The 25,307-nt window shown below is 42.6% G+C and carries 27 protein-coding genes and 1 riboswitch; of the genes, 24 read left to right on the top strand and 3 right to left on the bottom strand.

What is annotated here, in order from left to right; all coding sequences use genetic code 11:
* The first annotated feature begins 176 nt into the window (after positions 1 to 176).
* The 6 genes from UE46_RS14460 (at position 177) to UE46_RS14435 (ending at position 4,388) form a co-directional block, all read left to right on the top strand.
* Positions 177 to 455, top strand: a complete 279-nt coding sequence (locus UE46_RS14460) for a DUF3130 family protein (protein ID WP_036063490.1) — start codon at positions 177 to 179, stop codon at positions 453 to 455.
* Positions 452 to 826: a DUF3958 family protein gene (locus UE46_RS14455; protein WP_036063488.1), complete on the top strand. Its 375-nt coding sequence runs from the start codon at positions 452 to 454 to the stop codon at positions 824 to 826. The genes UE46_RS14460 and UE46_RS14455 overlap by 4 nt, the downstream gene beginning before the upstream one ends.
* Complete coding sequence (locus UE46_RS14450) at positions 823 to 2,022, top strand: T7SS effector LXG polymorphic toxin (RefSeq protein ID WP_051493092.1); 1,200 nt, start codon at positions 823 to 825, stop codon at positions 2,020 to 2,022. Before UE46_RS14455 ends, UE46_RS14450 begins: the two co-directional genes overlap by 4 nt.
* 131 nt (positions 2,023 to 2,153) lie before the next feature.
* Positions 2,154 to 3,377, top strand: a complete 1,224-nt coding sequence (locus tag UE46_RS14445; RefSeq protein WP_118907367.1) for an ISL3 family transposase — start codon at positions 2,154 to 2,156, stop codon at positions 3,375 to 3,377.
* A gap of 72 nt (positions 3,378 to 3,449) precedes the next feature.
* A complete protein-coding gene (locus UE46_RS14440) occupies positions 3,450 to 3,740 on the top strand; it encodes a TNT domain-containing protein (protein ID WP_324604115.1) in 291 nt (96 codons plus the stop codon).
* A 15-nt stretch (positions 3,741 to 3,755) separates the two neighbouring features.
* Entirely contained in the window at positions 3,756 to 4,388 is a 633-nt protein-coding gene (locus tag UE46_RS14435) for a hypothetical protein (protein WP_036062652.1), read from the top strand.
* A gap of 153 nt (positions 4,389 to 4,541) precedes the next feature.
* On the opposite strand, the gene UE46_RS14430 is transcribed toward UE46_RS14435, so the two are convergent.
* On the bottom strand, positions 4,542 to 5,612 hold the full coding sequence (locus tag UE46_RS14430) for an HpaII family restriction endonuclease (RefSeq protein WP_036062650.1): 1,071 nt from the start codon (positions 5,610 to 5,612) through the stop codon (positions 4,542 to 4,544).
* Entirely contained in the window at positions 5,602 to 6,735 is a 1,134-nt protein-coding gene (gene dcm / locus UE46_RS14425) for a DNA (cytosine-5-)-methyltransferase (RefSeq protein ID WP_036062647.1), read from the bottom strand. Before dcm ends, UE46_RS14430 begins: the two co-directional genes overlap by 11 nt.
* Positions 6,736 to 6,945: 210 nt before the next feature.
* Here dcm and UE46_RS14420 point away from each other — a divergent pair, with 210 nt between their 5' ends.
* The 15 genes from UE46_RS14420 to UE46_RS14350 all read left to right on the top strand — a co-directional run bounded on the left by UE46_RS14420 (position 6,946) and on the right by UE46_RS14350 (position 21,189).
* Positions 6,946 to 7,800 carry an HNH endonuclease gene (locus UE46_RS14420; protein ID WP_118907728.1) on the top strand — a complete coding sequence of 285 codons (855 nt, stop codon included), beginning with the start codon at positions 6,946 to 6,948 and terminating at the stop codon, positions 7,798 to 7,800.
* 711 nt (positions 7,801 to 8,511) lie between these two features.
* Positions 8,512 to 9,852, top strand: coding sequence for a metallophosphoesterase (locus tag UE46_RS14415; RefSeq protein WP_051493046.1), 1,341 nt, complete (start codon positions 8,512 to 8,514; stop codon positions 9,850 to 9,852).
* 294 nt (positions 9,853 to 10,146) lie between these two features.
* The gene (locus UE46_RS14410) at positions 10,147 to 10,722 is read left to right on the top strand and encodes a nitroreductase family protein (RefSeq protein ID WP_036061518.1); all 576 of its coding nucleotides are present in this window, start codon (positions 10,147 to 10,149) and stop codon (positions 10,720 to 10,722) included.
* Positions 10,723 to 10,846: 124 nt separating this feature from the next.
* Entirely contained in the window at positions 10,847 to 11,185 is a 339-nt protein-coding gene (locus UE46_RS14405) for an avidin-fold protein (RefSeq protein WP_036061517.1), read from the top strand.
* A 1,075-nt stretch (positions 11,186 to 12,260) separates the two neighbouring features.
* Positions 12,261 to 12,371: riboswitch (SAM riboswitch) on the top strand.
* A 102-nt stretch (positions 12,372 to 12,473) separates the two neighbouring features.
* Positions 12,474 to 13,019, top strand: a complete 546-nt coding sequence (gene ssuE, locus UE46_RS14400) for an NADPH-dependent FMN reductase (protein ID WP_036061516.1) — start codon at positions 12,474 to 12,476, stop codon at positions 13,017 to 13,019.
* 16 nt (positions 13,020 to 13,035) lie between these two features.
* Positions 13,036 to 13,320 carry a glutaredoxin family protein gene (locus UE46_RS14395; RefSeq protein WP_036061515.1) on the top strand — a complete coding sequence of 95 codons (285 nt, stop codon included), beginning with the start codon at positions 13,036 to 13,038 and terminating at the stop codon, positions 13,318 to 13,320.
* Positions 13,296 to 14,297 (top strand): LLM class flavin-dependent oxidoreductase, encoded by a 1,002-nt coding sequence (locus tag UE46_RS14390; protein WP_036061514.1) that lies wholly within the window; start codon positions 13,296 to 13,298, stop codon positions 14,295 to 14,297. The genes UE46_RS14395 and UE46_RS14390 overlap by 25 nt, the downstream gene beginning before the upstream one ends.
* A 16-nt stretch (positions 14,298 to 14,313) precedes the next feature.
* Positions 14,314 to 15,639, top strand: a complete 1,326-nt coding sequence (locus UE46_RS14385; RefSeq protein WP_036061513.1) for an LLM class flavin-dependent oxidoreductase — start codon at positions 14,314 to 14,316, stop codon at positions 15,637 to 15,639.
* A 12-nt stretch (positions 15,640 to 15,651) separates the two neighbouring features.
* Positions 15,652 to 16,191, top strand: a complete 540-nt coding sequence (locus tag UE46_RS14380; protein WP_036061512.1) for a GNAT family N-acetyltransferase — start codon at positions 15,652 to 15,654, stop codon at positions 16,189 to 16,191.
* An 11-nt stretch (positions 16,192 to 16,202) separates the two neighbouring features.
* On the top strand, positions 16,203 to 17,030 hold the full coding sequence (locus UE46_RS14375) for an amino acid ABC transporter substrate-binding protein (protein WP_036061511.1): 828 nt from the start codon (positions 16,203 to 16,205) through the stop codon (positions 17,028 to 17,030).
* Positions 17,031 to 17,051: 21 nt separating this feature from the next.
* Positions 17,052 to 17,756 carry an amino acid ABC transporter permease gene (locus UE46_RS14370; protein ID WP_036061510.1) on the top strand — a complete coding sequence of 235 codons (705 nt, stop codon included), beginning with the start codon at positions 17,052 to 17,054 and terminating at the stop codon, positions 17,754 to 17,756.
* Between the two features lie 20 nt (positions 17,757 to 17,776).
* Positions 17,777 to 18,487, top strand: coding sequence for an amino acid ABC transporter permease (locus UE46_RS14365; RefSeq protein ID WP_036061509.1), 711 nt, complete (start codon positions 17,777 to 17,779; stop codon positions 18,485 to 18,487).
* On the top strand, positions 18,484 to 19,293 hold the full coding sequence (locus tag UE46_RS14360) for an amino acid ABC transporter ATP-binding protein (protein ID WP_051492980.1): 810 nt from the start codon (positions 18,484 to 18,486) through the stop codon (positions 19,291 to 19,293). Before UE46_RS14365 ends, UE46_RS14360 begins: the two co-directional genes overlap by 4 nt.
* Positions 19,294 to 19,367: 74 nt before the next feature.
* The gene (locus UE46_RS14355) at positions 19,368 to 19,838 is read left to right on the top strand and encodes a MarR family transcriptional regulator (protein ID WP_036061508.1); all 471 of its coding nucleotides are present in this window, start codon (positions 19,368 to 19,370) and stop codon (positions 19,836 to 19,838) included.
* A 136-nt stretch (positions 19,839 to 19,974) separates the two neighbouring features.
* Positions 19,975 to 21,189 (top strand): MFS transporter, encoded by a 1,215-nt coding sequence (locus tag UE46_RS14350; RefSeq protein WP_036061507.1) that lies wholly within the window; start codon positions 19,975 to 19,977, stop codon positions 21,187 to 21,189.
* Positions 21,190 to 21,234: 45 nt separating this feature from the next.
* Here UE46_RS14350 and bla read toward each other — a convergent pair whose 3' ends face one another.
* A complete protein-coding gene (gene bla, locus UE46_RS14345) occupies positions 21,235 to 22,152 on the bottom strand; it encodes a class A beta-lactamase (RefSeq protein ID WP_036061506.1) in 918 nt (305 codons plus the stop codon).
* 311 nt (positions 22,153 to 22,463) lie between these two features.
* Between bla and UE46_RS14340 the strand changes: the two genes are divergently transcribed.
* The 3 genes from UE46_RS14340 (at position 22,464) to UE46_RS14330 (ending at position 25,262) form a co-directional block, all read left to right on the top strand.
* The gene (locus tag UE46_RS14340) at positions 22,464 to 23,399 is read left to right on the top strand and encodes a sugar-binding transcriptional regulator (protein WP_036061505.1); all 936 of its coding nucleotides are present in this window, start codon (positions 22,464 to 22,466) and stop codon (positions 23,397 to 23,399) included.
* A gap of 105 nt (positions 23,400 to 23,504) precedes the next feature.
* Entirely contained in the window at positions 23,505 to 24,179 is a 675-nt protein-coding gene (gene deoC / locus UE46_RS14335) for a deoxyribose-phosphate aldolase (protein ID WP_036061504.1), read from the top strand.
* A gap of 66 nt (positions 24,180 to 24,245) precedes the next feature.
* Positions 24,246 to 25,262, top strand: a complete 1,017-nt coding sequence (locus UE46_RS14330; protein ID WP_118907727.1) for a LacI family DNA-binding transcriptional regulator — start codon at positions 24,246 to 24,248, stop codon at positions 25,260 to 25,262.
* Positions 25,263 to 25,307 lie beyond the last annotated feature (45 nt).

Here is a 25,307-nt window from a genome sequence, read left to right as displayed (position 1 = left end):
AAGAAAGCAGCGTTTGAAGGGTCTTGAACCCGTATAAACCCAACCATTTCGTTTCGGCGAAATGGTTGGGTTTATTTTTATGTCTGAGATTAATTTACAAAATATGTAGACATGGGATATAATGAAGATATTACGAGATTTTAGGAATTATTAGCAACATAGAGGGGAGCGAAAACATGGTTGAAATAAAAGTTAGCAGAGAGGAAATGATGAACCATGCCTCAGATTTAAGCGAGAGTATGGCGGGGATGAGTTACTTTCCCATGAAGAACGGCAATATGCCTTATACGCAGAGTGAAGCGATTTCCAACTATCGGGAAGCGCTATTTGAGTTGGTTGAAAGCGTGGATTTATTCGGAAAAGTGGTACGCGAAGACGCGATTCGAATCAAGCAAATCGGTGAAGCATATGCAGCCAAAGACAAAGAAGTAGCGCAACAACTGGAGGTGCGTTGAGAATAGAGCCGAGAAGTGAGCAGATTCACCAGATATTACAACAACTGAAAAAAGAATATAGAATCAATGATGATAAATTGTATGAAGTAAAGCAGAAACAAGCAAGATTAGAATCTGTGGAAATGACGATTTTTGAAATAGAGCGTGAAAAAGAGGAATTACTACTACAAGCTCGCGAAGTATGGCATGGGAGTTTGGGTACAAGCGTTGCAGACGATGCAGCAGAAACAGGACACCAAAATTTACGAAAACTGCGCCAAACCTTAGAGCAAACAAGAGATGATTTACAAGAAGAAAAGCAAGGAATACAAAACCGTTTATACGAAATAGAAGAACAGCGGCAAGTATTACATAAGGAGTTGAAACGATGACCCGAATCGATATTGCAGAAGTGACTCATTTTTCAAATCAATTGCGAGCGACGAATCAAGAGATAACGCCACGCATTGATGCAGTAAAGCGAGCGGTGATTGCCTATTTAAATGATACTACAATTTCAGGTGAGGCAATCGCGATTTCAAAAGATTATTATGCTGGAGCGTATATACCACTCTGCGCATCGATCAAACAAGCGCTTAACTTGAGTGAAGACCTGCTTAGACGTTATATCGCAGATTTTCATAGTCAAGTCGACATGTCGCCAAACGCAAGGCTTGATGCAGACGGAATTTTCGATCTGGATCAAAAGATTAACGGATTTGAGAACCGGATGGGGGATGTCACGGCGGAACTAAGCGCGATAAACGGTACTCAGAAAGCTTCCGAGTTGAACTATTTAGCGACGCAAATTTTTGAGGCACATAAAAAAGAGGACGTTCTAAGAAAATTACTCGATTTCGAGCGAAGTCACGTGGACTATTTTTATGAATTGGGCGAGCTGTCGCGTTTTATTAATAGAGCGGTACGTGATATTCAGCAGAATTTGAAGTTTAATAGTAAGACTGGTACATACAACATCGAGAAGTTAACCCCCGCAACATTCGAGCATTTGGTCAAAATGTACGCGACCCAGCAGGAAATTGATGATAAAATAAAGGCGATAGAAGAAATCGGACTAACGCCAAATATCCCGACTGGTAATAGTGCTGGCTTTATGACGATTGATGGCAAAGTGGATACGGAGGCTACGCTAAATTTCGTGAATCAGCAAATGATTTATTGGCAAAATGAGACGGTATTCCGCGAAGTACTGGGAGTTGGAGCATTTTATCGTGCTGTGTATGGCGTGGATTCCGTATCTGGCGAGCGGATTAGCGCTGGAATGAGATTGGTTGATGGAGCTACAGTGGCATTTCAGTATGGAGCGCCGGCGTTGGGGCTTGCGAGGTTTACGGCGAAGTTTGGGACGAGGACCTCACTTGCAGAAATAAATGCTCTTGATAGAGCGAAATTGAGCGGTTGGGGTTATCCACCAAACGAAGCGAAGTATTTGAGAAATAAAGTGGTGTATGATAATCCTAAGTATTACGATCAAAAGACGGGTGCGATAAATTGGCCGCCTAATAATGGTTTTGAGGGAATTCCAGTAAAGAAAAAGATAGAGCCAGGGAAAATAATGGTTCTATAATAAATGTTGGGGTAGAAAATAATCTACCTCCGCATTTTTTTGTTCTCATTTCAAGACAAAAAAATACACAGTAATATCAAAATCCTTTAAGATAAAAGTGACGAAACCCAATCCAAAGGAGCGATATTACCATGCCAGACCATTTTATCATACAACTCATCGGTTTAGAAAATAAAAACATCCAACTTCTTGATTATTCGATTGAAAATCATATCTGCCACATTCATATCCAACTAAAACGAAAAAAACATGCCTGCCCCTCTTGTAAAACACGGACAGATCGCATTAAAGACTATCGTACGCACACTTTCCAACATCTAAAAGTCGCAGAAAAACGTGTCTATGTGCACTATCGAAAACGCAGATATGCTTGTTCCTGCGGAAAATCATTTGATGAAAAAAATCAAGGACTTGTGGCACGCTATCAGCGTTTTTCGACATCTTGGCATCAAGCAGCCCTTTTCCATAGTATCTCTGCCCCCTCCTTTACCTATACTGCCAGAACGTTTGGAACCACCGCACCTAAAATTATGCGCCTATTCGACGCGCGTACAGAAGCCTTTTCCACGCCTCCCGTCGCTCTTCCTAAAGTCATCGCTATCGATGAGTTCAAGGGAGATACCGACAAAGGCAAATTCCAACTCATTATCGCTGACCCCATGACTCGTCGCCCCATTGATATCTTAGAAAACCGTCGCGCCAAAACCATTCAACGTTATTTAAGAGAACGCGGGCATCAGGTAGAGATGGTTATCATGGATTTGAGCTCGACCTTCAAAAACGCTGTGCAACAAGCTCTTGACAAACCAGTTATTATTGCCGATTCTTTCCACTTCTCTCGCTACATCTATTGGGCGCTGAATAAAGTCCGCGTTCGTGTCCAACAGCGTTTTTCAGAAAAAGATCGAAAACACGGGAAACGGATACAAAAACTCCTTTTCAAGCGATCTCATAAGCTGGATACAGCGCAAAAAAGCATCATTCGCCGTTACTTAAGCTTGCACCCTGATCTACAAACCGCCTACACCATCAAGGAAGCCTATCAGGCTTGGTTTGATGCCAATAAAGCACAAGAACGCCGCGACGTTCGTCAATCCTTACACGATTTCTATCAACTCGTACAAGACAAACAGCTTCCAGAATTCATAAAAGCTATCGGTACTTTCCGACGCTGGGAAACAGAAATCATCAATGCCTTCATTTACCCACATCTGTCCAATGGTTTCGTAGAAGGAATTAACAACCGAACCAAGGTCATCAAGCGTACTTCTTATGGCTATCAAAACTTTTCACGGTTCCGCGCCAAAATACTTGCCCAGCACTTTATCAAAAATTTTGACATTTCTGTAGGCTAAAAAGAGGTACAAGCCACTATTTCCCTAGCTTGTACCTCGATATTTCACCCCAACAATTGACAAAGAGCCAAAATAATAGATCGCTATGGAGAGCCAGAAAATGCTTATTTTACATCTCCAGACGGTATTTTATATGAACAGCGAGCACTTGCTCTACACAGTGATGAAGCTAATTATTATAGATATAAAATTGTAAAACCGTTTGTGGTAGATTCGGGAAAAGCAGCTCCTTGGTTTGATAGGGTCGGGGGCGGAACGCAGTACTTTTCTGGTGAAAATAAAATATTAAATAAAAAAGGCGAACTAATAGACGCAACCGTTGAAAATTTACTTGATAACAATTATATTCGTGAAATTGACTAGGAAGGAGTGTTTCCATTGAAGTTAGAGCAAGTAGCAAGACTATTAACTGAGGAAGGTCGTTTGATATCTTATCAAGACGGTATTATCAAAGAAGAGCCTGGTGCTTATAGTAATTATCATGAACTAAAGAAGGAAGATAGTGAATGGGTGATGAATTTGATAATAGTTGAGAGACAAAATGAACCTATTATAAAAGAAATAGAAAGATTCACAAATGAGGATGAAGCTGGGACTTATTTTTATATGGATCGATTGTCATCTTACTACTCTAAGAAGTATGTTAGGGCATTTATTAGGGAGAATGAAGAGCTTGAGATAGGTACATCATTATTTGGCATGGAAGAGTTAAAGCTGGCATCGGAGAAGATCGGTAGTCAAAATTGTTTATCTGTAGATGAGGACAAATTGGTACAACGTAGTGTTATGGTAAAAGGTATAGGAGAGCAATTATTCCAACTTTACTTTATAAATCATGATTTGAGTAGGGTTGAGATATCGATGCCATTAGATAAGGAAGATGCTTTTTTCTATGCATTTACGAATATGTACTTGTTGTATTTATTGAAGTTGAATGAGATGAAGTTATTGGAACAGAATGAGATTTCTAACGTTTTTTTGGATCGGGATTATATGCAGTTTATAGACTAGTGGAATGGGTTTGCTTTTTTGAACAAAATTTATAAGGTGTTGCGCAGTTAAATCCGTAACCATTTCGTAAATTGCATAAAAGCCGTGTAATTAATCAGTTGATATAACAATCAAAGGATTAATTACACAGCTTTATTATGTTGTTAAGTTACTTTAGCGAGTAAATCTTATTTGTAAGTTAAGGTTTAAAAACTGCTCTCCATCGATTTCTTCAATAAGACCGAATTCGTGTCTATTGGTGCTTCCAACTTCTAGTTTAGTGTTGAGAAATAGATAGTCCCTAAACTCATTTCTATTGTATACATGATAACAAAGTACATCTCCATCTTCTTTAACAATAATATAGCCACCAGTAGTTTCGTAGACGCCATTCCAATTTTTAGCGGGCACCATGCCAAGAGCGATGTTGGTTAGCAACTCTTTTACTTTATAAGAGTAAAAAGTAAGAGCCTCATCTTCAGGGATACTAAATACATTTTCCTCAGCTATGAGGTGTGTTAGATCCGTTATAATCCTGTTAGAGCTTGAAAAGGATTTTTTCAGTAGACTAGCGATAACTTCGGGTAGACCTGTATCAACTAACTTAAGGTTGTATTCAAAAACTTTACTACATACGCGGTTAAACATTATATCTGCGCCAATCTCATTTAGATATTGAAATTTTTCTTTGAAATTACTAATGTTATTGAAAGTCATCACTTCATGATTAGATAATTTTTTGTTACTAATTTTATATTCAAAGTTTGTAGCCCTAGAAGCATTAAGTAGTGTTGCAGGACTTCCTAAACGAGATTTAATACTAAACCCTGTTTCAGTTTGAAAGCCAGTTTTGTAATCATGAATCATTAGAGTAATGTCAGTTTTACTGCTAGAATTTGCTTTTAAATTAGTGTAGCTAATATTTTGTGCTAACTGCGAAATTTCGGGTATCTCAAAGGAGTTTTTATTCAACTTTATCTCCTGAAGTAGTTTTGTTGCAGCAGATTTAAAGTAGGTGTCAGGGAGTACTAATAAGGTGTTATCAGTGTTTGCATCTACGATAGTAATTTCCCCATCATATACGTATTCTAAATTATGAAGCTTATCTTCACGTATAATCTTTATTATCCCATAAAAAATATCTTCAATTTTTTTCATATTTTCATCAGCCGCGTAAAGCTTACCATCTCCAAGCAGTTTCAAAAAAACATACAGTTCGCTCCATTCCCCCTTATTACCCTTCATTTTGATTACCTCCTAGTATGTCGATACAGTCGATAATGAAATTAGCCATTACTTCGATAGCTGGAATAGTGACAGCATTTCCAAATTGTTTATATTGTTGTGTGTTTGAAACTTCTTTAGGAAATGAGAAATGATCAACGCCTTCTTTATCTACAAATGCATAATTGATAAAGCCTTGCAATTTCCCCCATTCTCTGGGAGTCATTGCTCGGACTCCCCTATCGTTTAAAGGAGTTTTTTTTGAAGAAGCCATTTTTCCAGCAGTCTCGTTTAAAGTGTCTATTACTAGATTTCGCTCTTTTCCAGAGCCGCCAGTTGCAAGGAGTGCATTTGATATTGGCAGGGGATTATCCGTGGAATTAACTATTTGATAACCGAAACCATTGCCCTTTTCTTTATGCCTATTCTTATGCTTTTCAAGAGTTTCAAGATAACCCGAGGACAGAAAGAATTTTAAATCTGCTCCCATTTCTAAAACATCATGTAAACTTTCATATAACTTCTTGTTAGAGCTAGTAGGAAGCTTTTCTGTTAGAAGATCTACTCTATCAGTCCAATAGTCTCTTTTAAAACAGATTATATAGACACGAGGTCTATTTTGAGGAACTCCAAAATTTTTGGAATTCCTGAGAAAATCCTTTGTATTAAATAAGAGTTTGCCATCACTGGACTCTTCAACACCGATGACTTTATAGCCAAGTTCTTTTACAAGTACATTTAATATAGTACGGAATGTATCACCTTTATTATGTGATAACAAATTATCAACATTTTCAAGTAACATAATTTTAGGATTTGTCCGTTTGGCAATATCAGCAATATCAAAGAATATCGTACCTCGAGTACTGTCTAAGAAACCAGCTTGTTTACCAGCTCTGCTAAATGATTGGCAAGGGAATCCTGCTAGCAGGACATCATAAGGTGTGTCTTCAATTCTTTTTTTAAATGATTCAGTTGTGATATCGCCAGTGGGATCTTCTCCATATAGATGTTCATAGGTTAAGCAAGCATACTTATCTATTTCACCTGATAGAACATTTTGAAATCTGCCAGTTAGCTCAAAGCCTTTTCGAATACCGCCGATACCTGCACATAGATCTATCATTTTATACTTTCTTTTCATGTTCACTATCTCCTATAACCGTAATATACTAATTTTACATGAAGAGAAGTCTTAATAGCAAGTAAGTAATTTAATTTGGGCGATTATAGATAAGGATGTATAATTGTATTTGTGCAAATGAATCTTAATTTGCTAAGTATATAGTTTGAATCAATTACATAGCATTTTATAAAGTTAAGATATTCATATTTATGAAGCGGAGCGATATATTTGTATAATTTCAGAGATATTTCAGCTAATGAAGGTATTTTTATAGAAACAAGAGCAAGATTTCAAGCTGTATTAGACGATTTTAAGTATTATGCGGAAGTGCTAACTATTGAAGCAGGAAATGCTAAAACTAAAAGTGGTAAGGCTAGTTCTTACACTAGGTATCTAATCAGGTTAATTATTTTTTATCTAGAAAGTAATAATGATGGACTTGGCAATTTGTCTTCGTTTGAATCTTTAAAGAAAATAGAAGGAATAAAATATGCTGAGGGATTCAAGGCTTTTAATCAGGAGTCTAATCGGTTTTATAGCGCCACAATAAGTTGTTACTTGGCATATGTAACACATAAAAATACTACTAACGAAGAATTGAAGGATGGGGACTTGAATTTTTTGTTAAATGATTATGAGGGAGAAAAAAATATCATTCGGGAAGAGCAAACAAAATACTTAGCTGACGGGCCTAAAGTAAAACCTGATAGGAATATGGATAGCGGAATCTACTCTTATCCTAGAAGTCGAAAGGAAGCTTTTGAAGCTAAAAAAAGAAGTAATTGGGTATGTGAGTTTAATCGAGAGCACGAGACATTTACTAATATTACAAATGGGAATCCTCATGTTGAAGCCCACCACCTTATACCTATGGCAGCACAGGATTATTATGAAAATTCAATAGATTTTGCTGATAATATTGTTTGCCTTTGCCCGACCTGCCATAGTAGGATACACTATGCTGTGCGAGCTGAAAAAAAAGGAATGATAGTGGAGCTTTTTAATCAAAGAAAAAATCTTTATTTAAAGCATGGGATAAAGATTGATGAGAAACTACTTTTAATTTTTTATGGGATTGTTTAAAGTAAAGGTGACAAAATGAACGACCTTAGGTAATGATTCTTTAAAAGGGCAAAATGCGTACGAAATCTGGTTTCAGATATTAAATACGCATTTTGCCTATTAAATTTATACTAACTAAACAATCGTTTTTCAGTATTTTTAGCAAAGGATACTCGAGAAGCAATAATGCCAGCAAATAGTATTTCCGACTCGCTTGATTGTGTAGCCGTCCGTGTCTAATGTGCATTCGCAGTACTTGGAATTTCAGAAGCTTCTACTTGATTGGTTGTAATTGGTGAGAAAGGTAACATAATAGATATCAACCCTATAAGAATCTTATTCATATATTTTCACTCCTTTTGTGTTATTCTTATTTTTATTGTATACTGAAAGAGAAAGAATTACAAATAATCTTACGAGGTGATACTTTTGAAGAAGACTATAAAAGGTTCTAAATGGTTTTTAATTCTTGCAACGGTAGTCTGTTTTATATTACTGGTCATATCTGTATTCACTTTTATGCAAGATCATTCGGCATTTAGCGTGCTAGCCATTGTCATCGTACTGGGCGTAATGCTGATGAATTTTATTTACTTTAAGCGGGAGAATAAATAGAGGACATGTAGTTACAAGCGAAATAGTATAATCTTTGTCACAATTTATCCACCCCAAAACTCCAAAATCCATGTTATACTAAATCATGTGAATATATAAACAAAGGAGCTCCGCCAAATGAAAAAAACTGCCCTTGCATGTATTGCGTTACTGAGCCTTGCGTTAACTGGATGCGCGCAACCTACCGAACAAACTGCTGAACCTACTATATCTCCAAAAATTCCAGCAAATCAACCACTCACTATCTACCAAGCTACGGACATTCACTATCTCTCGAACACCCTCACTGATGGCAAAAAGGCGTTTAAAACCTACCTCGCGACGGGGGACGGCAAGCAGCAGAATTACATTACCGAAATTACGGATGCTTTTGTGGATGATGTGAAGGCGCAGAAGCCGGATGTTCTGGTGCTCAGTGGTGACATTACGAATAATGGTGAAAAGGTCAGCCACGAGGAAATGGCGGAGAAATTGGAGGATATCGAGAAAGCGGGTGTCCAAACCTATGTTATTCCTGGCAACCATGATGTTTTGAACCCTTACGCGCGTAAATTTGAAGGGGATAAGCAGATAAAAACGGAGGATATCACGCCGAAAGAATTTGCTTCGATTTATCATAATTCGGGCTATGATGAGGCGGTAATGCGGGATGATTCAACGCTTAGTTACCTTGCGACGCCGTCTAGTGATGTTTGGCTTTTGATGGTAGATACGGCGGATTATGAGAATAATAAGCGGTATGGTGCGCCGGAGACGAACGGGTATATCAGCACGGAGACGTTTGCTTGGATTCAAAAATGTATTGATTTGGCGAAGAAGCACGGTGCTGAGTTGGTTACGGTGACGCATCACAATTTGCTCGATCATAGTGAGCTTTTGACGAAAGGGTTCACGATTGTGCAGAATAAGGAGGCAGTGTCGCTTTTTGCGAAGAATGATATTCCGCTGAACTTGAGTGGGCATGTGCATATTCAAGATATTAGGTCGGAAACGTCGCATGATCGCACGATTTATGATGTTGCGACGAGCTCGATGGCGATGTATCCGCAGCAGTATGGTGTCGTTAACTACGCGCCAGATAAGGGGTTGTCTTATAAAACGCAGCGTGTGGACGTGGAAAAATATGCGCGGAAAATAAACTCGAAGGACCCGAATTTGCTCGGTTTTCAGCAGTACTCAAAGGCTTATTTTGGCCAATTTAGCTATACGAAGGCGCTCAGCGATTTATTTTTAACTGGGAAATATGACCCGGATGATGTGGAGGAAATGGCAAAAACGATGGAACAGGTCAATTTTTCGTATTTCACTGGGGATAAGAGCTTTTTGAATGGTGTGGAGAAGACGCCAGGTTATGCGTTGTGGCAGAAGGCGGACAGCGAGTTTATGACGCAGTATATTGATTACATTGTGGCGCATAAAACGAAAAACGACCTCACATTGGAAATTCCAGAAAATTAAAAGGCCGTAGAAAAACCACTTCACATGATTTCCCAAAAAAACCTCAGCGCGTCGACAAATGCTTAGTTTCTAGGCAAAAGCGAGTACCAGCGCGGAGCGTACTGAGGTACGAGAGCACTGGAACGGGCTTTTGAAGACTACAAACTCACTTTGTTCCTTTGTATATTGAGGCTCTATTTCGCTTCACTTCAAAGACCCACAACAAAAATGAGCGTTTGTCGACACGCTGTAATGGTCAATCGGAACGGAGCGTGCTATACTTAGTGAGAATGATTATCACTAGGGGGACTTTTAATGACTAAAAATATAGCTGAAATTATAACTGAACGCCGTAGTATCAAGAGGGTAGATGAAGCGCCGATCGATCGTGCGGTGATTAATGATATCCTCGAAAAAGCAGCTTTTGCACCGTTTCATAGTAAAGTGGAGCCGTGGCATGTAGCGGTTTTGTCGAAAGAAGCTGAGAAGCGTCGTTTTGTGAATGCGATTGTGAATTCGATGGAACGGATGCAAGGTGAGCCGTTAACGCGTGAGCGCCGGGAGCAAATTAAGGATGGAAATGAGCGAAAGATCGTTGCTCCGCCTTATACGCTGATCGTGACGACAGATATTATTGGTAGTGGTAAGAAAGATTTTGAAGCGATTGCTGCGACGAGTGCGTTTATTCAGAATATCCAACTTTTGGCGTGGGAAGCTGGTCTGGGCGTGCTATGGCGTACGAATAATTTTATTTTTGATTCGGAAGTTGTTGCGGAATTAGGGCTCGATGGACAGCAGATTGTTGGTTGTTTGCAGATCACGCAGTTCAATGAGATTCCTGATGCGAAGCCGCGCCGGCCCTTGTCTGAATGGGTGAAGGATCTCGATTAATAGCAGATAAATATATCCTAGTCCTTGGCGGATGGCTAGGGTGTTTTTGTCGTTTTGTGGTATACTAAATTCACAAACTATACAGACTTACGCGATTATCTCGATATTGTAGGAGGGGTTCCAAATAGTTGATTATCAAGGTAAAAAATTCGTAGTTGTTGAAAACTCGGAGAACGGTGAGGTGTCTACGGAAACAGTTTTTCATTATTTTCAAGATGGGGACGTGATTTCTGGGACATATGAGGGTGGCGAGATTGAGCGAGGCACGCTGATTGGGGTTGTGAATCGGGACGGATCTTTGGATTTTCGCTATAATCATGTGAGCATCCATAAGAAAATTCGGAGTGGTACATGTCACTCAACGCCAGAAAATTTACCAAATGGGAAGCTTCGTATGCATGAGAAATGGCAGTGGAATGGGCTTGAGCGAGACTCTGGTACTTCTATTGTGGAAGAGATTTGAAGACGTGATGAGCTCCTTTTTGAGGGGCTTTCGCAACTTTTAAACACGTTAGGGGTTGTTAATTTTAATGAAACTCAATAAGAGTTTTTTCTTGTGGTGAGAAGGATGCTAATACATATTATTTAATACATATATAACTTTAATATAAGTGGTGAATTTTGTAAGCTGTAGTAAAAAAAGTCAATAAGACATCCGCATAGAAAAGTGTATAAGAGAATTATTTGGCTCTTTAAAAACTTTTATAAGGTATAGGCATAGCAAATTCTTGAGATAATTTTTTTAAGTTATCTTATCAGTTATACTTGAAATTTTACAGTATATTTGGCAATTGATGATGTCTATTGTTTCTGGTGGATTTTTTTACTTTGCTTGTATTTTTTTGTCTATTCTGGCATATTCTATTTATGAAGCGCTCTGTAATCAATATTTACTTAAACACTTACTAACAAAGGGCGTTTGATCAAGGCCTGATTATCTACATGCAGATTGAATGTGGTAGTAGGGACTGCTTGGGATCAGTGTAGTGAGAAAAACTTAACATTACGGAGGATGAAAAGTATTGTTATTTACAATTAATGTGGTGATTGACACTTTTTTTAAAATGTTATATATTGAATATCTAGCGCAAAGTGAAAGTGAGCAGAGAGGACTTGAAATCCAGATAAAGGGATTGGCTGATCGGAGAATGCTCATTTAGCTATTCTTTTAATGAACGAGGTGTTTTTTTGAGAAACAAATTGAAGTATGTTGTATTATTTATATGTTCAGTAGTGTTCAATGTTTATTACTATGAAATTTTTCCAAGAACTATCTTATGGTTTATTGTGAGTATTCCAGTAGCGGTAATAGGGGTTCTATCGATAATAAAGTTATTTGAAGTAAGAAAACCAAGTAGATAGGTCAGAGTGGTGCAGATCAAAGCTGTGAATGGATAAATTTTTTTGTATTGGGGATTTCAGAGTGGGGAATGCCTCAGCTTTTATGTGAAAAACCTAACTAGTCTAAAAAGACAAAATATTTGTTGACATCTGATTTTAGAGATGGTAAGATACATCCAATCATAAAAATTATACAGTCCTTATTAAGAGTTGGGGGAGGAACCTGGTCCTTTGATCCCACAGCAACCTCTAGTGATAGAACGGTGCTAATTCCAGCAGGCGAGCGTGTTTGGCCTGGCAAATGGGGAGAAGAGGGATCTCTTTTCCAAATTCGGGAAGGAGGTTCTTTTTCGTCTTAATTCATAGTAAATGCATCGGATATATATGTTTTAAAAGAAAGTGGGGATGAGATGAGTCGAATCGTGATTTTGTCTGGTAGTCCATCGGCGCAATCGGGGACGGATAAGGTTTTGCGGTATGCTGGTGAGATTTTGCAGGAGGATGGAGTGGAGGTTAGTTTTCACTCGGTGCGGGATTTTGAAGCGGAAACATTGGCGAGTGCAAATTTTAAGGATGCGCGGATTGGGGAGTTGGTCGCGGATATCGAGGCGGCGGACGGTGTGATTGTTGGATCGCCGGTGTATAAGGCTTCTTATACGGGAATTTTGAAGGCGGTTTTAGACTTGTTGCCGGAGAATATTTTGAAAAATAAGGTGGCGCTGCCGATTATGTCTGGTGGGAGCAGCGGGCACGTGTTGGCGATTGATTTTACGCTTAAGCCGCTACTCGGTGTGTTGAAGGGCGAGGTTTTGCAAGGGGTTTACGTTGTGGATTCGCAAGTGGATAAAACGGCGGTTGTGCCAATTCGGGATGCGGGACTCGAGGAGCGGTTACGCGGGCAGTTGGCGGAATTGGTTGTTGCGATTGGCAGACGTGAGGTACGACAAACGATTTAAAAGGGGGACGAAAGACGTGGCGGAAAATTTATCGATTGTCGTTTGGGCGAAACAGGGTTGTGCGTATTGTGCGGAGGTCAAGGATTATTTGACGAAGGAGGGGCGCGATTTTCAGTTGGTTGATGTGACGGATCATGATGAACAGCGGGAAATTTTGCAGGCGAAATACGGGGTGCGTTATGTTCCAGTGGTCGAGATTGGTCAGGGGCATACATATCGGGGCGTGACGGAACTCGGTTTGCCAGCGCTTGAGACGGCTTTGAGGGAGGCGGAGAAATGGGATTTAGACTCAGTTTATTAGATCAGAGCCCGATTGCGGATGGAAAAAGTGCATATCAGGCGTTGCAGCAGACGATTGCGTTAGCGGAGAAGGCGGAGGAATGGGGATATCACAGGTTTTGGGTGTCGGAGCATCATGATACGAAGCTACTTGCGGGCGTTTCGCCGGAGGTTTTGGTGTCGCATTTGTTGGCACGGACGTCACGGATTCGGGTTGGTTCGGGGGGCGTGATGTTGCAGCATTATAGCGCGTATAAGGTCGCGGAGAACTTTAATTTATTAGCTACTTTAGCGCCGAATCGGGTGGATTTAGGTGTGGGGAAGGCACCTGGTGGTTTGCCGTTATCGACGAAGGCTTTGCAGTTTGGACGAACAGAAAAAGTGGATTTTGCGGAGCAGTTGACGTTATTGAAGCAGTTTGTTGATGGGGCAGTACCTGCGGATCATGCTCTTGCGGGCGTTGGGGTTGATCCTGATCCACCAACGAAACCGGAGATTTTCTTGCTGGGTGCGAGTGTGGCGAGTGCGAATTTGGCGGGAGCGCAAGGTGTGAATTTCTGTTTTGCGAAGTTTATTAATAGTGATGAAGTGGCGCTTGGCGAGGCGGTGACGGCGTTTCGGACGGCGAATCCGGAGGGTGAATTGATTATTGCAGTTCCGGTTTTGGCGGCGGATACGGAGGACGAGGCACGGGCGCTTGCGGGTGAGCAGAAAGTGGTGCGGGTGACGCTTTCGACGGGTGTTTCGGTGACGGTGCAGACGGTGGCTCAAGCGGAGGAATTCGCGAGACAGGCTGGTGTGGTTGATTTTGAGATTGAGGAGCGTGCGGCGGATGTGATTGTTGGGACGGCGCAACAGGTGAAGGCGGAATTGGTGCGATTGCGTGCGACGTTTGACGTGGATGAGTTTGTGATTCATACGCCGGTTGCGAGGCAGGACGCGCGGTTTCGGTCGGTGCAGCTGATTAGTGAGGCTGTTTTGACGGCGGAAGTGAGATAAGAAGGGGGAACTGAAGATGGGGAAAATTAAATTTGGCGTGATGTTGCATGGTCCTGGTGGGCACATGAATGCTTGGAAACATGAGAGTGTGCCGGCGGATGCGAGTGTGAATTTTGATTTTTACAAGGAAACGACGTTGAAGGCTGAGGCTGCGGGCTTTACGCTGGCGTTTGTGGCGGACGGGTTGTTTATTAATGAAAAATCGATTCCGCATTTCTTGAATCGCTTCGAGCCTTTGACGGTGCTTTCGGGATTGGCTGCGGTAACGTCGCGGATTGGGCTGGTTGGGACGCTATCGACGTCTTACAGTGAGCCATTTACGGTGGCGCGGCAATTCGGATCGCTGGATTTGATTAGTAATGGTCGGGCTGGATGGAACGCGGTGACGTCGCCTCTTGAGGGTTCGGCGAATAATTATAGTAAGAAAACGCACCCGGAACATGCCTTACGTTATGAGATTGCGACGGAGCATTTGGAAGTCGTGAAGGGACTTTGGGATTCGTGGGAGGACGATGCGTTTGTGCGGGACCGCGAGACTGGGCAGTTTTTTGATCGGGAGAAGTTGCATCGGTTGAATCATCAGGGACGGTTTTTCTCGGTGGAGGGGCCGCTGAATATTGGACGTTCGAAGCAGGGGCAACCGGTGATTTTTCAGGCTGGGGCGTCGGAGCCAGGTAAGGATTTGGCGGCTAAGAGTGCGGACGCAGTGTTTACGAATGGTGGTTCGCTCGAGGAGGCGCAGGCGTTTTATGCGGATGTGAAGGCGCGGACGGTGGCGAATGGCCGGAACGCGGATGAGATTAAGATTTTCCCTGGGTTTGCGCCAATTGTTGGGGTGACGCAGGCGGACGCGGATGCTAAATATGAGAAAATTAAGAATTTGGTTTCGGATGAGGAGGCACTCGCGTATCTTGGACGGTTTTTCGATCATTTTGATTTTAGTAAATTTCCGCTGGACGAGCCGTTTCCCGATATTGGGACGGTTGGCGAGAATAGTTTCCGAGCGACGACGCAGAAAATTAAGGCGGATGCAAAGCGTGAGAATTTAACGTTGCGTGAGGTGGCGTTGCGGGTGACGACGCCAAAATCGGCTTTTGTGAGCACGCCAGAGCGGATTGCGGATGAGTTAATCGCTTGGTTTGATGGCAAGGCGGCGGATGGTTTTATTTTTGGAGCGCCAGTTTTGGGCGAGGGCTTGGATGATTTTATTCAAAAAGTGATTCCAATTTTAGAGGCGCGTGGGTATTATGACCGAGAATATGCGAGTGATACACTGCGTGGAAATTTGGATTTACCGTTCAAGGAAAGCCGTTATGCGAGCAAAGTTGAGGCGCAGAACTAAGGAGGAATTTTTGTGGGGGATGTTATTCGGTTAGCGAAGTTGGAAGATGCGGCGGTTGTGCATGATGTTTCGATTCGTGGGTACAAGCCGCTGAAGGATATGGATATCAAATTTGTTGGGGCGACGGCGGATTTGGCGACGGTGGAGGAGAATATTAGGCGTAATGCGAACTATGTGTTGGAGCGTGATGGTAGAATTATCGCGACGGTGACAGTGGCTTTTCCGTGGGCTTTAGGGGAGCGCTCGATTCAGCCGTATCCGTTTATTTGGTGGTTCGCGGTGGACCCGGATTTCAAGAAGCAGGGTGTTGGGACGGCGCTTTTGGATTATGTGGAGGAGCAGGTTTTGGTAGCGCAGATCAAGGCCCCAGCAGTTTACTTGGCGACGGCAACGAGGCATCCATGGCTTGTTTCGATTTATGAGCATCGCGGCTATGTTGGGTTTTATGAGCATGAGTATGAAGGGGATAATATTATTTTTTTACGGAAAGTTTTGGATGAATCGCTGTTTGCTGAATTGAAAAATTTGGATGTACTAGTTAATTCGAATTAAGGGGAGATTGGATGAAAAAGTGGATTTTTGGTGCGTTGTTAGTTGTGGCGAGTAGTGCTTTACTCACGGGTTGTGGGCTTGGAACGGATACGGGGGCGTCGAGTGATGCGCTTTCGAAAGATGGTAAGGATGTTAAGACGATTGTGGTTGGGACTGGGACTCAATTTCCGAATATCTGCTTTATTGATGATAAGGGGAATTTGACGGGGTACGATGTGGAACTTGTAAAGGCGCTGGATAAGAAGTTGCCGCAGTACAAGTTTGAGTTTAAAACGATGGATTTTTCGAATTTATTACTGAGTTTGCAAACGAATAAAATCGACTTCGTGGCGCATCAAATGGAAGTGAACGATGAGCGTAAGGAGAAGTTTTTATTTAATAAGGAGCCATATAATGTTTTTCCGCTGCAGGTGGCGGTGAACAAGGATAATACGGATATTAAGTCGGTCGCGGATCTGGCTGGGAAAACGGCGATTGTGAGTGCGACGAGTAATTCGGCGGTGTATTTGGAGAAATATAATAAGGAGCACGGGGATAAAATTAATATCGCGTACTCTGGAACGGGGAATAATGATTCGACCAATCAAATTAAAACAGGGCGCGCAGATGCTACAATTACGACTCCGTTCGCTGTGAAATTGTTGAACGAACAGGTAGATGCCCAGCAAAAAGTGGTTGGGGAACCTGTGCTGAATTCGAAGGTTTTCTTCTTGCTACGTAAAGATGAATCGCAGTTGTCGGATGATTTAGACGGGGCGCTTAAGGAATTAAAAGAAGAAGGCGTTGTGAGTAAATTGAGTAAAAAATGGTTGGGCGCAGATTACTCGGTTGATTTTTAAAGAATAAGGGGTGGGATGCGAATGGGGAAGGTATTTGATTGGCATTTGATTTTTGATTTTATTCCGACATTGCTGGAATATTTGATGATAACGTTGCAGGTTTTATTTTATGCGACGGTGATTGGGCTTGTTTTGGGGCTGATTTTGGCGGTGATTCGGTTGTTTCGGGTGCCGGTTTTGAGTCAGTTGGTAGTTGTATTTCTTTCCTTTATTCGCGGGACACCGATGTTGATTCAGTTGTTCTTGGTGTTTTATGGATTGCCAGCGTTACTGCTCGTGTTTGGCGTCGATATTTCGCGGATGGCGCCGGCGTATTTCGTGATTGTGACTTACGCGCTCAGGGATGGGGCGATTTTCTCGGAGATTTTCCGAAGCGCGATCAAAGGCGTGGATTATGGGCAAACGGAAGCTGCGATGTCGGTTGGTATGAGTCCGATGCAGAGCTTTTTCCGGATTGTGTTGCCGCAGAGTGCGAGTATTGCGTTTCCGAATGTCGCGAATTCGGTGATTAGTTCGCTGAAGGATACGTCGCTCGCGTTCACGATTGGGCTGATGGACATGATGGGGCGCGGGGAAGCGCTGATTGCGGCGACGGCTCACGCGCTGGAAGTCTACATCGCGATGTCGATCATTTATTACGCGGTTGTGTTGATTCTAGAACAAGCGGCAAAAGTATTTGAAAAACGCGCGAATCGGCATAAAGCACCGGTCGTAGTTTTAGACTAAAAAAGGAGGCGAACCAAACGATGCAACTCGATTATCCGTTTATTTGGGAGGCTTTTAAAGAAATTTTAACGGCGCTCCCGCTTACCTTAATGCTTACATTTGTACCCCTGATTGTTGGTTTTTTGATTGGACTTGGCGTCGCGCTAGCACGTATTTATCGCGTCAAGGGCGTCTATCATGTGGCGAATGGCTATGTATCCTTTGTCCGCGGAACGCCAATCGTGATGCATATTATGTTGATTTATTTCGGTTTGCCGCTTTTGCTTGATAGTCTGGCAAAACGTTACGACTGGTCGTTTAACATCAACGGCGTACCAATCACGATTTTTGTACTTATCGCGTTATCGCTTAGCGCCGGGGCGTATCTTTCCGAGATTATCCGTTCTGGCATTGTCGCCGTTCCTAGTGGCCAAATCGAGGCGGGTTACTCGGTCGGGATGACCAAATTCCAAGTGATGACGCGCATTATTTTACCGCAAGCACTCGCGCAGTCGATTCCGAATTTGACGAATGTCACGGTTGGCTTTTTGCAAGCATCGTCTATCGCTTTCCTAGTCTCCGTCAAAGAAATCACGGGAACTGCGCAGATTGTGGCCTCAAGCAACCTCAAGTTTCTCGAGGCATTCATCGCGGCAGGACTGCTATACTGGGGCGTCACAATCGTCATCGAACTAATCGCGTCACGCATCGACCGCAGAGCCACGGCCTATAACCAGGGAGGGATTGGATGATACGCTTACAAGGAATTAAAAAGCAATTCGGCGAACAAGAGGTGCTAAAAGGCATCGATTTAACAATCAACAAAGGCGAGGTAATCACGATTCTAGGCCCCAGCGGCTCTGGAAAAACGACGCTCTTGCGCTGCCTCAATTACTTAGAAAAACCAAATGGTGGCTTAATCGAAATCGGCGACGTGACGGTAGCTACCGAAAAAGCGACGAAAAAAGATATCATAGCTTTGCGCAAACAAACCGCGATGGTATTCCAACATTACAATCTATTCGCGCATAAAACCGTGATTCAAAACGTGATGGAAGGACTGATTATCGCCCAAAAAGTCAAAAAAGCAGAAGCTCGCGAGCGCAGTGAAGCCATCCTCGCAAAAGTCGGGCTCGGCGACAAACTCGATTTTTACCCAAGCCAGCTTTCAGGTGGACAGCAACAACGCGTCGGTATTGCGCGAGCGCTCGTCCTAAATCCCGAAGTTATTCTATTCGATGAACCGACCTCGGCACTCGATCCAGAGCTCGTCGGTGAAGTTTTGGCCGTGATAAAATCCATCGCGGAAGAAGGCATGACCATGGTTGTCGTCACGCACGAGATGCAATTCGCGAAGGAAGTCTCCGATCATGTCCTGTTCATGGCAGACGGCGTTGTGGTAGAAGAAGGAAGCCCGGCAGAATTATTTGGAGCACCAAAACAAGAACGAACTCGCCAATTCTTGAAACGGATATCCGGTGATGTAACCGTTCCACCGGTCGTTGTGCCACCAATAGAAGCGTGGGTTGCGACACCTTCCAACCCAACAGCGTTCTGAATTTTATTGTTGAAAAAGAAACAAAAACAAGCTATAATTGTCCTGAACGCACGAATTAGGCAGGAGGGCAATTCATGAACAAGGAAGAAGAAATCATGTCAGGCGTCAGGGAAGTATTTAACAAAATGGCCTCGCTGAACAAGTCAAAGATGGAAGTGAGCCTGAAGGGATACAAATCATCCGAAGTCCACGGCGTCGAATATATCGGAAAAATGACGGAGCCAAACGTGACAAAACTCGCGGAAGCCTTTTACATGACTCGAGGCGCCATCAGTAAATTAACGAAAAAACTCATGGAAAAAGACCTCATCGAAAGCTATCAAAAAGCAGATAACAAGAAAGAAATCTATTTTCGCCTGACCGCAAAAGGACAAGAAGTTTTCGATATCCACGAAACGTTGCATAAAGAGTTCCGAGACCGTGATAAGGCCGTTTTCGAGCAAGTGACGGAGGAACAATTCAACGCCACGCTAAAATTCCTAAAAAACTACAGTAATCACTTAGATACGGAAATCCAAAAACAGAATGCAGATGATAAATCCTAAAACGCGAAACAGCTTAACTCTATATTCAGAGTCGAGGCTGTTTTTTTTATTTTTTAAAATAATTTGTTGACAAGGAAACAAAAATAAGTTATTGTTTACCTAGAAACAAAATAACGCCTCTTAAGGAGAGAAATAAATGTCAGAAATCAAATCAAACAACAAGCACGCTTTAGTATTCGGCCTTATCTCTGTATTTCTAATCGGAATCGGATTCAGCATCATCACACCAGTCATCCCGTTCTTAGTACAGCCTTATATAACGCATCCCGGAGATCAAGCAATGGTCGTGACCTTACTCATGTCCGTGTACGCCGTCTGCATGTTCTTTTCTGCACCGGTGCTCGGAGCTCTAAGTGACAGATACGGACGCCGCCCCATACTCATTGTCAGTTTGCTCGGTGCCGCTATCGGATTCTTCGTTTTCGGAATCGGCGGAGCGCTATGGGTACTATTCGCAGGACGCATCATCGAAGGCATAACAGGCGGTAGCATCAGCACCATTTTCGCCTATTTTGCCGATATCACGCCTCCCGAACAGCGCACGAAATACTTCGGCTGGGTAAGCGCAATGGCAGGCGCTGGTTCCATCATGGGTCCAACAATCGGCGGGCTACTCGCAACCAGTTTCGGCTACACCGCCCCACTTTATTTCGGCGCGGTTATCGCACTACTGAACATGATTTACGGATTCTTCTTCATGCCAGAAAGTCTCCACGCAAAAAATAGACTCGAAAAAATCACACCAGCGCGACTGAATCCATTTTTGCAACTTTTCAACATATTATCCATCAAAAACTTAAACCGACTGCTTATCGCGGCGTTCCTACTGTGGGTACCAAGCGGATCACTACAAGCCATCATGTCCCAATTCACCATCGACACGTTTAACTGGAAACCAGCGCTCATCGGACTCGTATTTTCCATCATGGGCTTCCAAGACATCATTTCACAGGCCTTCATCATGCCCCAACTCTTGAAAAAGCTTAGCGACAAGCACATCGCTATGCTAGGAATGGGCGCCGAACTCATCGGATACGCATTCATCGCCACGTCGACATTCGCTGCATCTGTGCCACTTTTCATCATTGGATTTTTCGTATTTGGCTTCGGTGATTCGGTATTCGGACCATCATTCAACGGCATGCTATCCAAATCAGTCGATGCGAGCGAACAAGGCCGGATTCAAGGTGGCAGCCAGTCCATCCAATCACTAGCCAGAATCATCGGTCCGATACTCGGAGGCGCTATCTACGTATCACTCGGACACGCAGCGCCAGCCGTGATGGGCGTTATCCTACTCGCTGCGGCAATACTTGTTCTATATAAAGCAAAACAAGTCAGCGCGCAATAAAAAGGTGAACAGAAATCAAGTTGTAGATTTCTGTTCACCTTTTTGCTATAGAGCGTAATAATCGCTAAGTACCTTCGCTGCATCTGCTATCAATTGATCGTTATATTCATCATCCTTGCCAGTTTTCTTAGAATAAATCACCCACACGAGCGGTTTATCATCTTTGTCCTTAGGATAAATCACCGCGATATCATTCCGCGTTCCGTACGATCCAGCGCCAGTCTTATCGCCAACAACATAACCATCCGGAACCCCAGCACGAATCAATTTACCGCCAGTCGTATTATTAATCAAAGTCTGCTTGAAATAAGCCAGTCTATCAGCCGGCAGATTCCCCTCGGTTACGAGGTAGGCCAGACTCTTCGCCATCGCTTCCGGAGTCGTCGTATCACGTATATCACCAGGCACAGCCGTATTTAGTTCAGTCTCATAACGAACAGGTTTCATGGTCTTATCACCAATTTTCACGAGTTCCTTTTCAAAGCCTGTAGGTCCGCCAAGCTGGTGAAGCATCAGATTCCCGGCCGTATTATCACTGTAATCCATCGCCGCGTTAATAATTTCCTTCATCGTCATGCCACTCGCCACATGCTTTTCCGTGATTGGTGAATAATCGACTAAATCCTCTTTTGAAAAAGTAATCCGCTTATTCAGTTGTTCATCTGTCAAATTTTTAAGTAAAATCCCGCCAGCGATTGCTTTAAAAGTAGAGGTGTAGGCAAATCGTTCTTGTTCATTAAAACCAATGATCTGTTTGCCAGTCCCATCCATACCGTAAATACCCAACGTTGCCCCATACTTTTTTTCCAGTTTTTCGAGCGCGGTTTTCACTTGTGCGCTATCCGTTTCGTGCTTCGTTTCTTTCTTAGTAGCTGCCACATCTTTATCTGGCGCACTACACGCGACCAACCCCGCTACTGCAAATATGACTGTAAAACTTAACAATATTTTTCTTACACGCATGTTTTCATCTCCTATTTTAAGTTTCTGTTACATGCTCTAGTCTATGGTAAAAAATTAAAGAGGGACTGTAGAAAACAGAAAGAAAATATTAAGTTTTGATGGTCCATTTTGCATAAATGTTAGAAAATGTATCGCAAGTCAGTCTATTTTGCTAACAAATAATATACAGGATATTTCATGAAAATTAGCTTATTGTATGGAATACTTTGGCTTGGATGCATTAACTGATATAATGAAGGGAGACATAACGCACTGAAATTTGCAGACCGAGTCACATACATAGTTCTAATTTTTAGAAATGAGGAAACCCAATGGATAAACAAAAACAGCAGCTAAGCATTGAAGTAGCCCGGCTTTACTACCAATCCGATTACAGCCAACAAGAAATCGCCAGTCAACTTGGCATTTCGCGCCCAACCGTATCGCGACTTTTGCAATTTGCCAAAGAAAGTGGTTACGTTGAGATTAAAGTTACCGATCCATTCGCTGATTTGGACGAACTGGAAGCTACACTCAAGGAAAAGTATAACTTGAAAGAAGCGCATGTCGTATTTTCCCCGACTACTGAATACACGACAATCACCAATTTTCTCAGTAAAAAGGGCGCTGAATACCTAGAAGAAACCGTCAAAAATGGCGATATTCTGGGCGTTAGCTGGGGAACAACGATGTACGAAGTCGCGAAAAAAATCCGTCCACAAGACGTGCGCGGCGTTGAGGTTATTCAATTAAAAGGCGGGATCAGCCATTCTAACGTCAACACCTACGCATCCGAAACGATTTCCCTATTTGCAGAAAATTTCCAAACGATGCCGCGCCACTTACCGCTTCCTGTTATTTTCGACAACGCGACTGTCAAAGAAATGGTGGAACAAGACCGGCATATTCACCATATCATTGAGATGGGAAAACAAGCGAATATTACCGTTTTTACAGTAGGAACAGTCCGCGATGAAGCACTTCTTTTCCGACTTGGTTATTTCAATGAAGCTGAGAAAAAACTGCTAAAAACGATTGGTGTTGGAGATATTTGTTCGCGTTTTTACGATAAAGACGGGAATATTTGCAGCGCGGAAATCGATGCTCGAACAATTGGTATCGAGCTCGAGTCTTTGAAAAAGAAAGAACGCTCTATCCTGATTGCAGGTGGGGCGAGAAAAGTGGCCGCGATTCACGGCGCACTTGAGGGCGAATACGCAAATGTGCTTATCACTGATCAATTCACGGCGAAAGAATTAGTACAGTAGAAAAAGTTTATCAATCTGATTGAACATAATTTCAGATATAACTTTACAAATGTTCAACAATGTATTATGATGAAGACAAATAATAGAAAAGCGAGGAGATTAATCATGACGAATATCGCCAAAATGATCGACCACACAGCTTTAAAACCAGAAACAACGAAGGAAATGATTCTAAAACTAACGGCAGAAGCGAAACAATATAATTTTGCATCGGTATGTGTGAACCCAACTTGGATCGAACTAGCACATGAACAATTAGCTGGAACAGGCGTGGATGTATGTACGGTTATCGGCTTCCCACTTGGTGCTAACACAAGCGTTACCAAGGCATTCGAAGCAGCAGACGCTATCCAAAAAGGCGCGACAGAAGTCGACATGGTCATCAATATTGGTGCCCTAAAAGACAAAAACGACGCATTAGTTGAGTCTGATATTAAAGCAGTTGTCGATGCAGCGAAAGGCAAAGCACTAGTCAAAGTCATCATCGAAACGTGTCTATTAACTGACGAAGAAAAAGAGCGCGCATGCCGTTTAGCGGTAGCTGCAGGAACTGATTTCGTCAAAACATCGACAGGATTTTCAACAGGTGGCGCAACAGCTGAAGATATCGCGTTAATGCGCAAAACAGTTGGACCAGACATCGGCGTGAAAGCATCAGGTGGAATCCGCACAAAAGAAGACGTGGATAAAATGATTGAAGCGGGCGCGACTCGTATCGGAGCAAGCGCTGGCGTGTCGATTGTTTCAGGAAATGACGCAAATCCAAAAGATAACTATTAACAAAAGCACCGAAATGTGGCATGATGGAGGAGAAGTAATTTTTCCTGTGAAAAGAGGTGAGCCACATTGGGTGCAACAATTCGAGATATTGCAGAAAAAACGGGTGTTTCGATTACGACTATTTCCCAGATCCTAAACGGTAAAGGAAGTCGTTTTAGCGAAGCAACGCGTAATAAAGTGTTTCAAACCGCAAAAGATTTAGCCTATAAACCGAACTTTTTTGCGAAAAATATGGTGACGAATCGGACGAATACGATTGGTATGATTGTACCGGAAGTAACAGACCCATTTTTTTCGCAGATGGTCAAAGGCGCGGAGGATTACCTGAATGCGCATGATTATATGATTTTACTGTGCAATTCTTCGCAGGATAGTGCACGCGAGGATCTATATGTTGAGGAACTTTTGCATCGGGCGGTGGATGGTCTGATTATCGCGAGTCCGAATATTTTAGCGTCGAACGTGTTTGAGCAATTAGAAATTCGTCATAAACCGTATATTTTACTCGATTGTAAACGGCATCATCGTGAGGAAGGCAATATTTTTATTGATGATTATGAAGGCGGATACATGGCGACGGAATATTTGATTTCGCTAGGGCACACACAAATTGGAATCATCACATCCGATGACTCTTTTTATTCGGTAGAAGAACGATTGCAGGGTTATCTTGCTTGTCTAGAGAAGCATCAGGTGCCGGGCGAGTCCGCTTGGATTTCAGAGGGTGATCAAACGATGGCGGGTGGCTATTTCGCCGCTAAGCAATTGTTAACGACAACAGAGATTACGGCGCTATTTGTAACCAACGATCAGATGGCAGTTGGCGCTTATCGTGCAGCACTAGAACTTGGCATTCACATCCCAAATGACCTCTCCATCGTAGGCTTTGACGATATCGAGCTCGCGGAATACATGGCGCCAGCACTAACAACGATTCGCCAGCCGATCTATGATATCGGTAAAACGGCCGCGGAATACTTACTAAAAGCGACCCAGAACCCAACTGAAAAAATAGCCAATAAAAAAATGCCGCTAGACCTTATTATCCGTGAAAGTACGCAGAAGCTTGATGCGAGGCGGTAATCAAATAAAAATGCAGATGAGAGAGGGAAATCATTTCCCATCTCT

The sequence above is a fragment of the Listeria weihenstephanensis genome (assembly GCF_003534205.1).
Taxonomy (GTDB): Bacteria; Bacillota; Bacilli; order Lactobacillales; family Listeriaceae; genus Listeria_A; species Listeria_A weihenstephanensis.
Note: the sequence above shows the minus strand (reverse complement) of the source record. Positions and strands in the feature narration are given on the sequence as shown.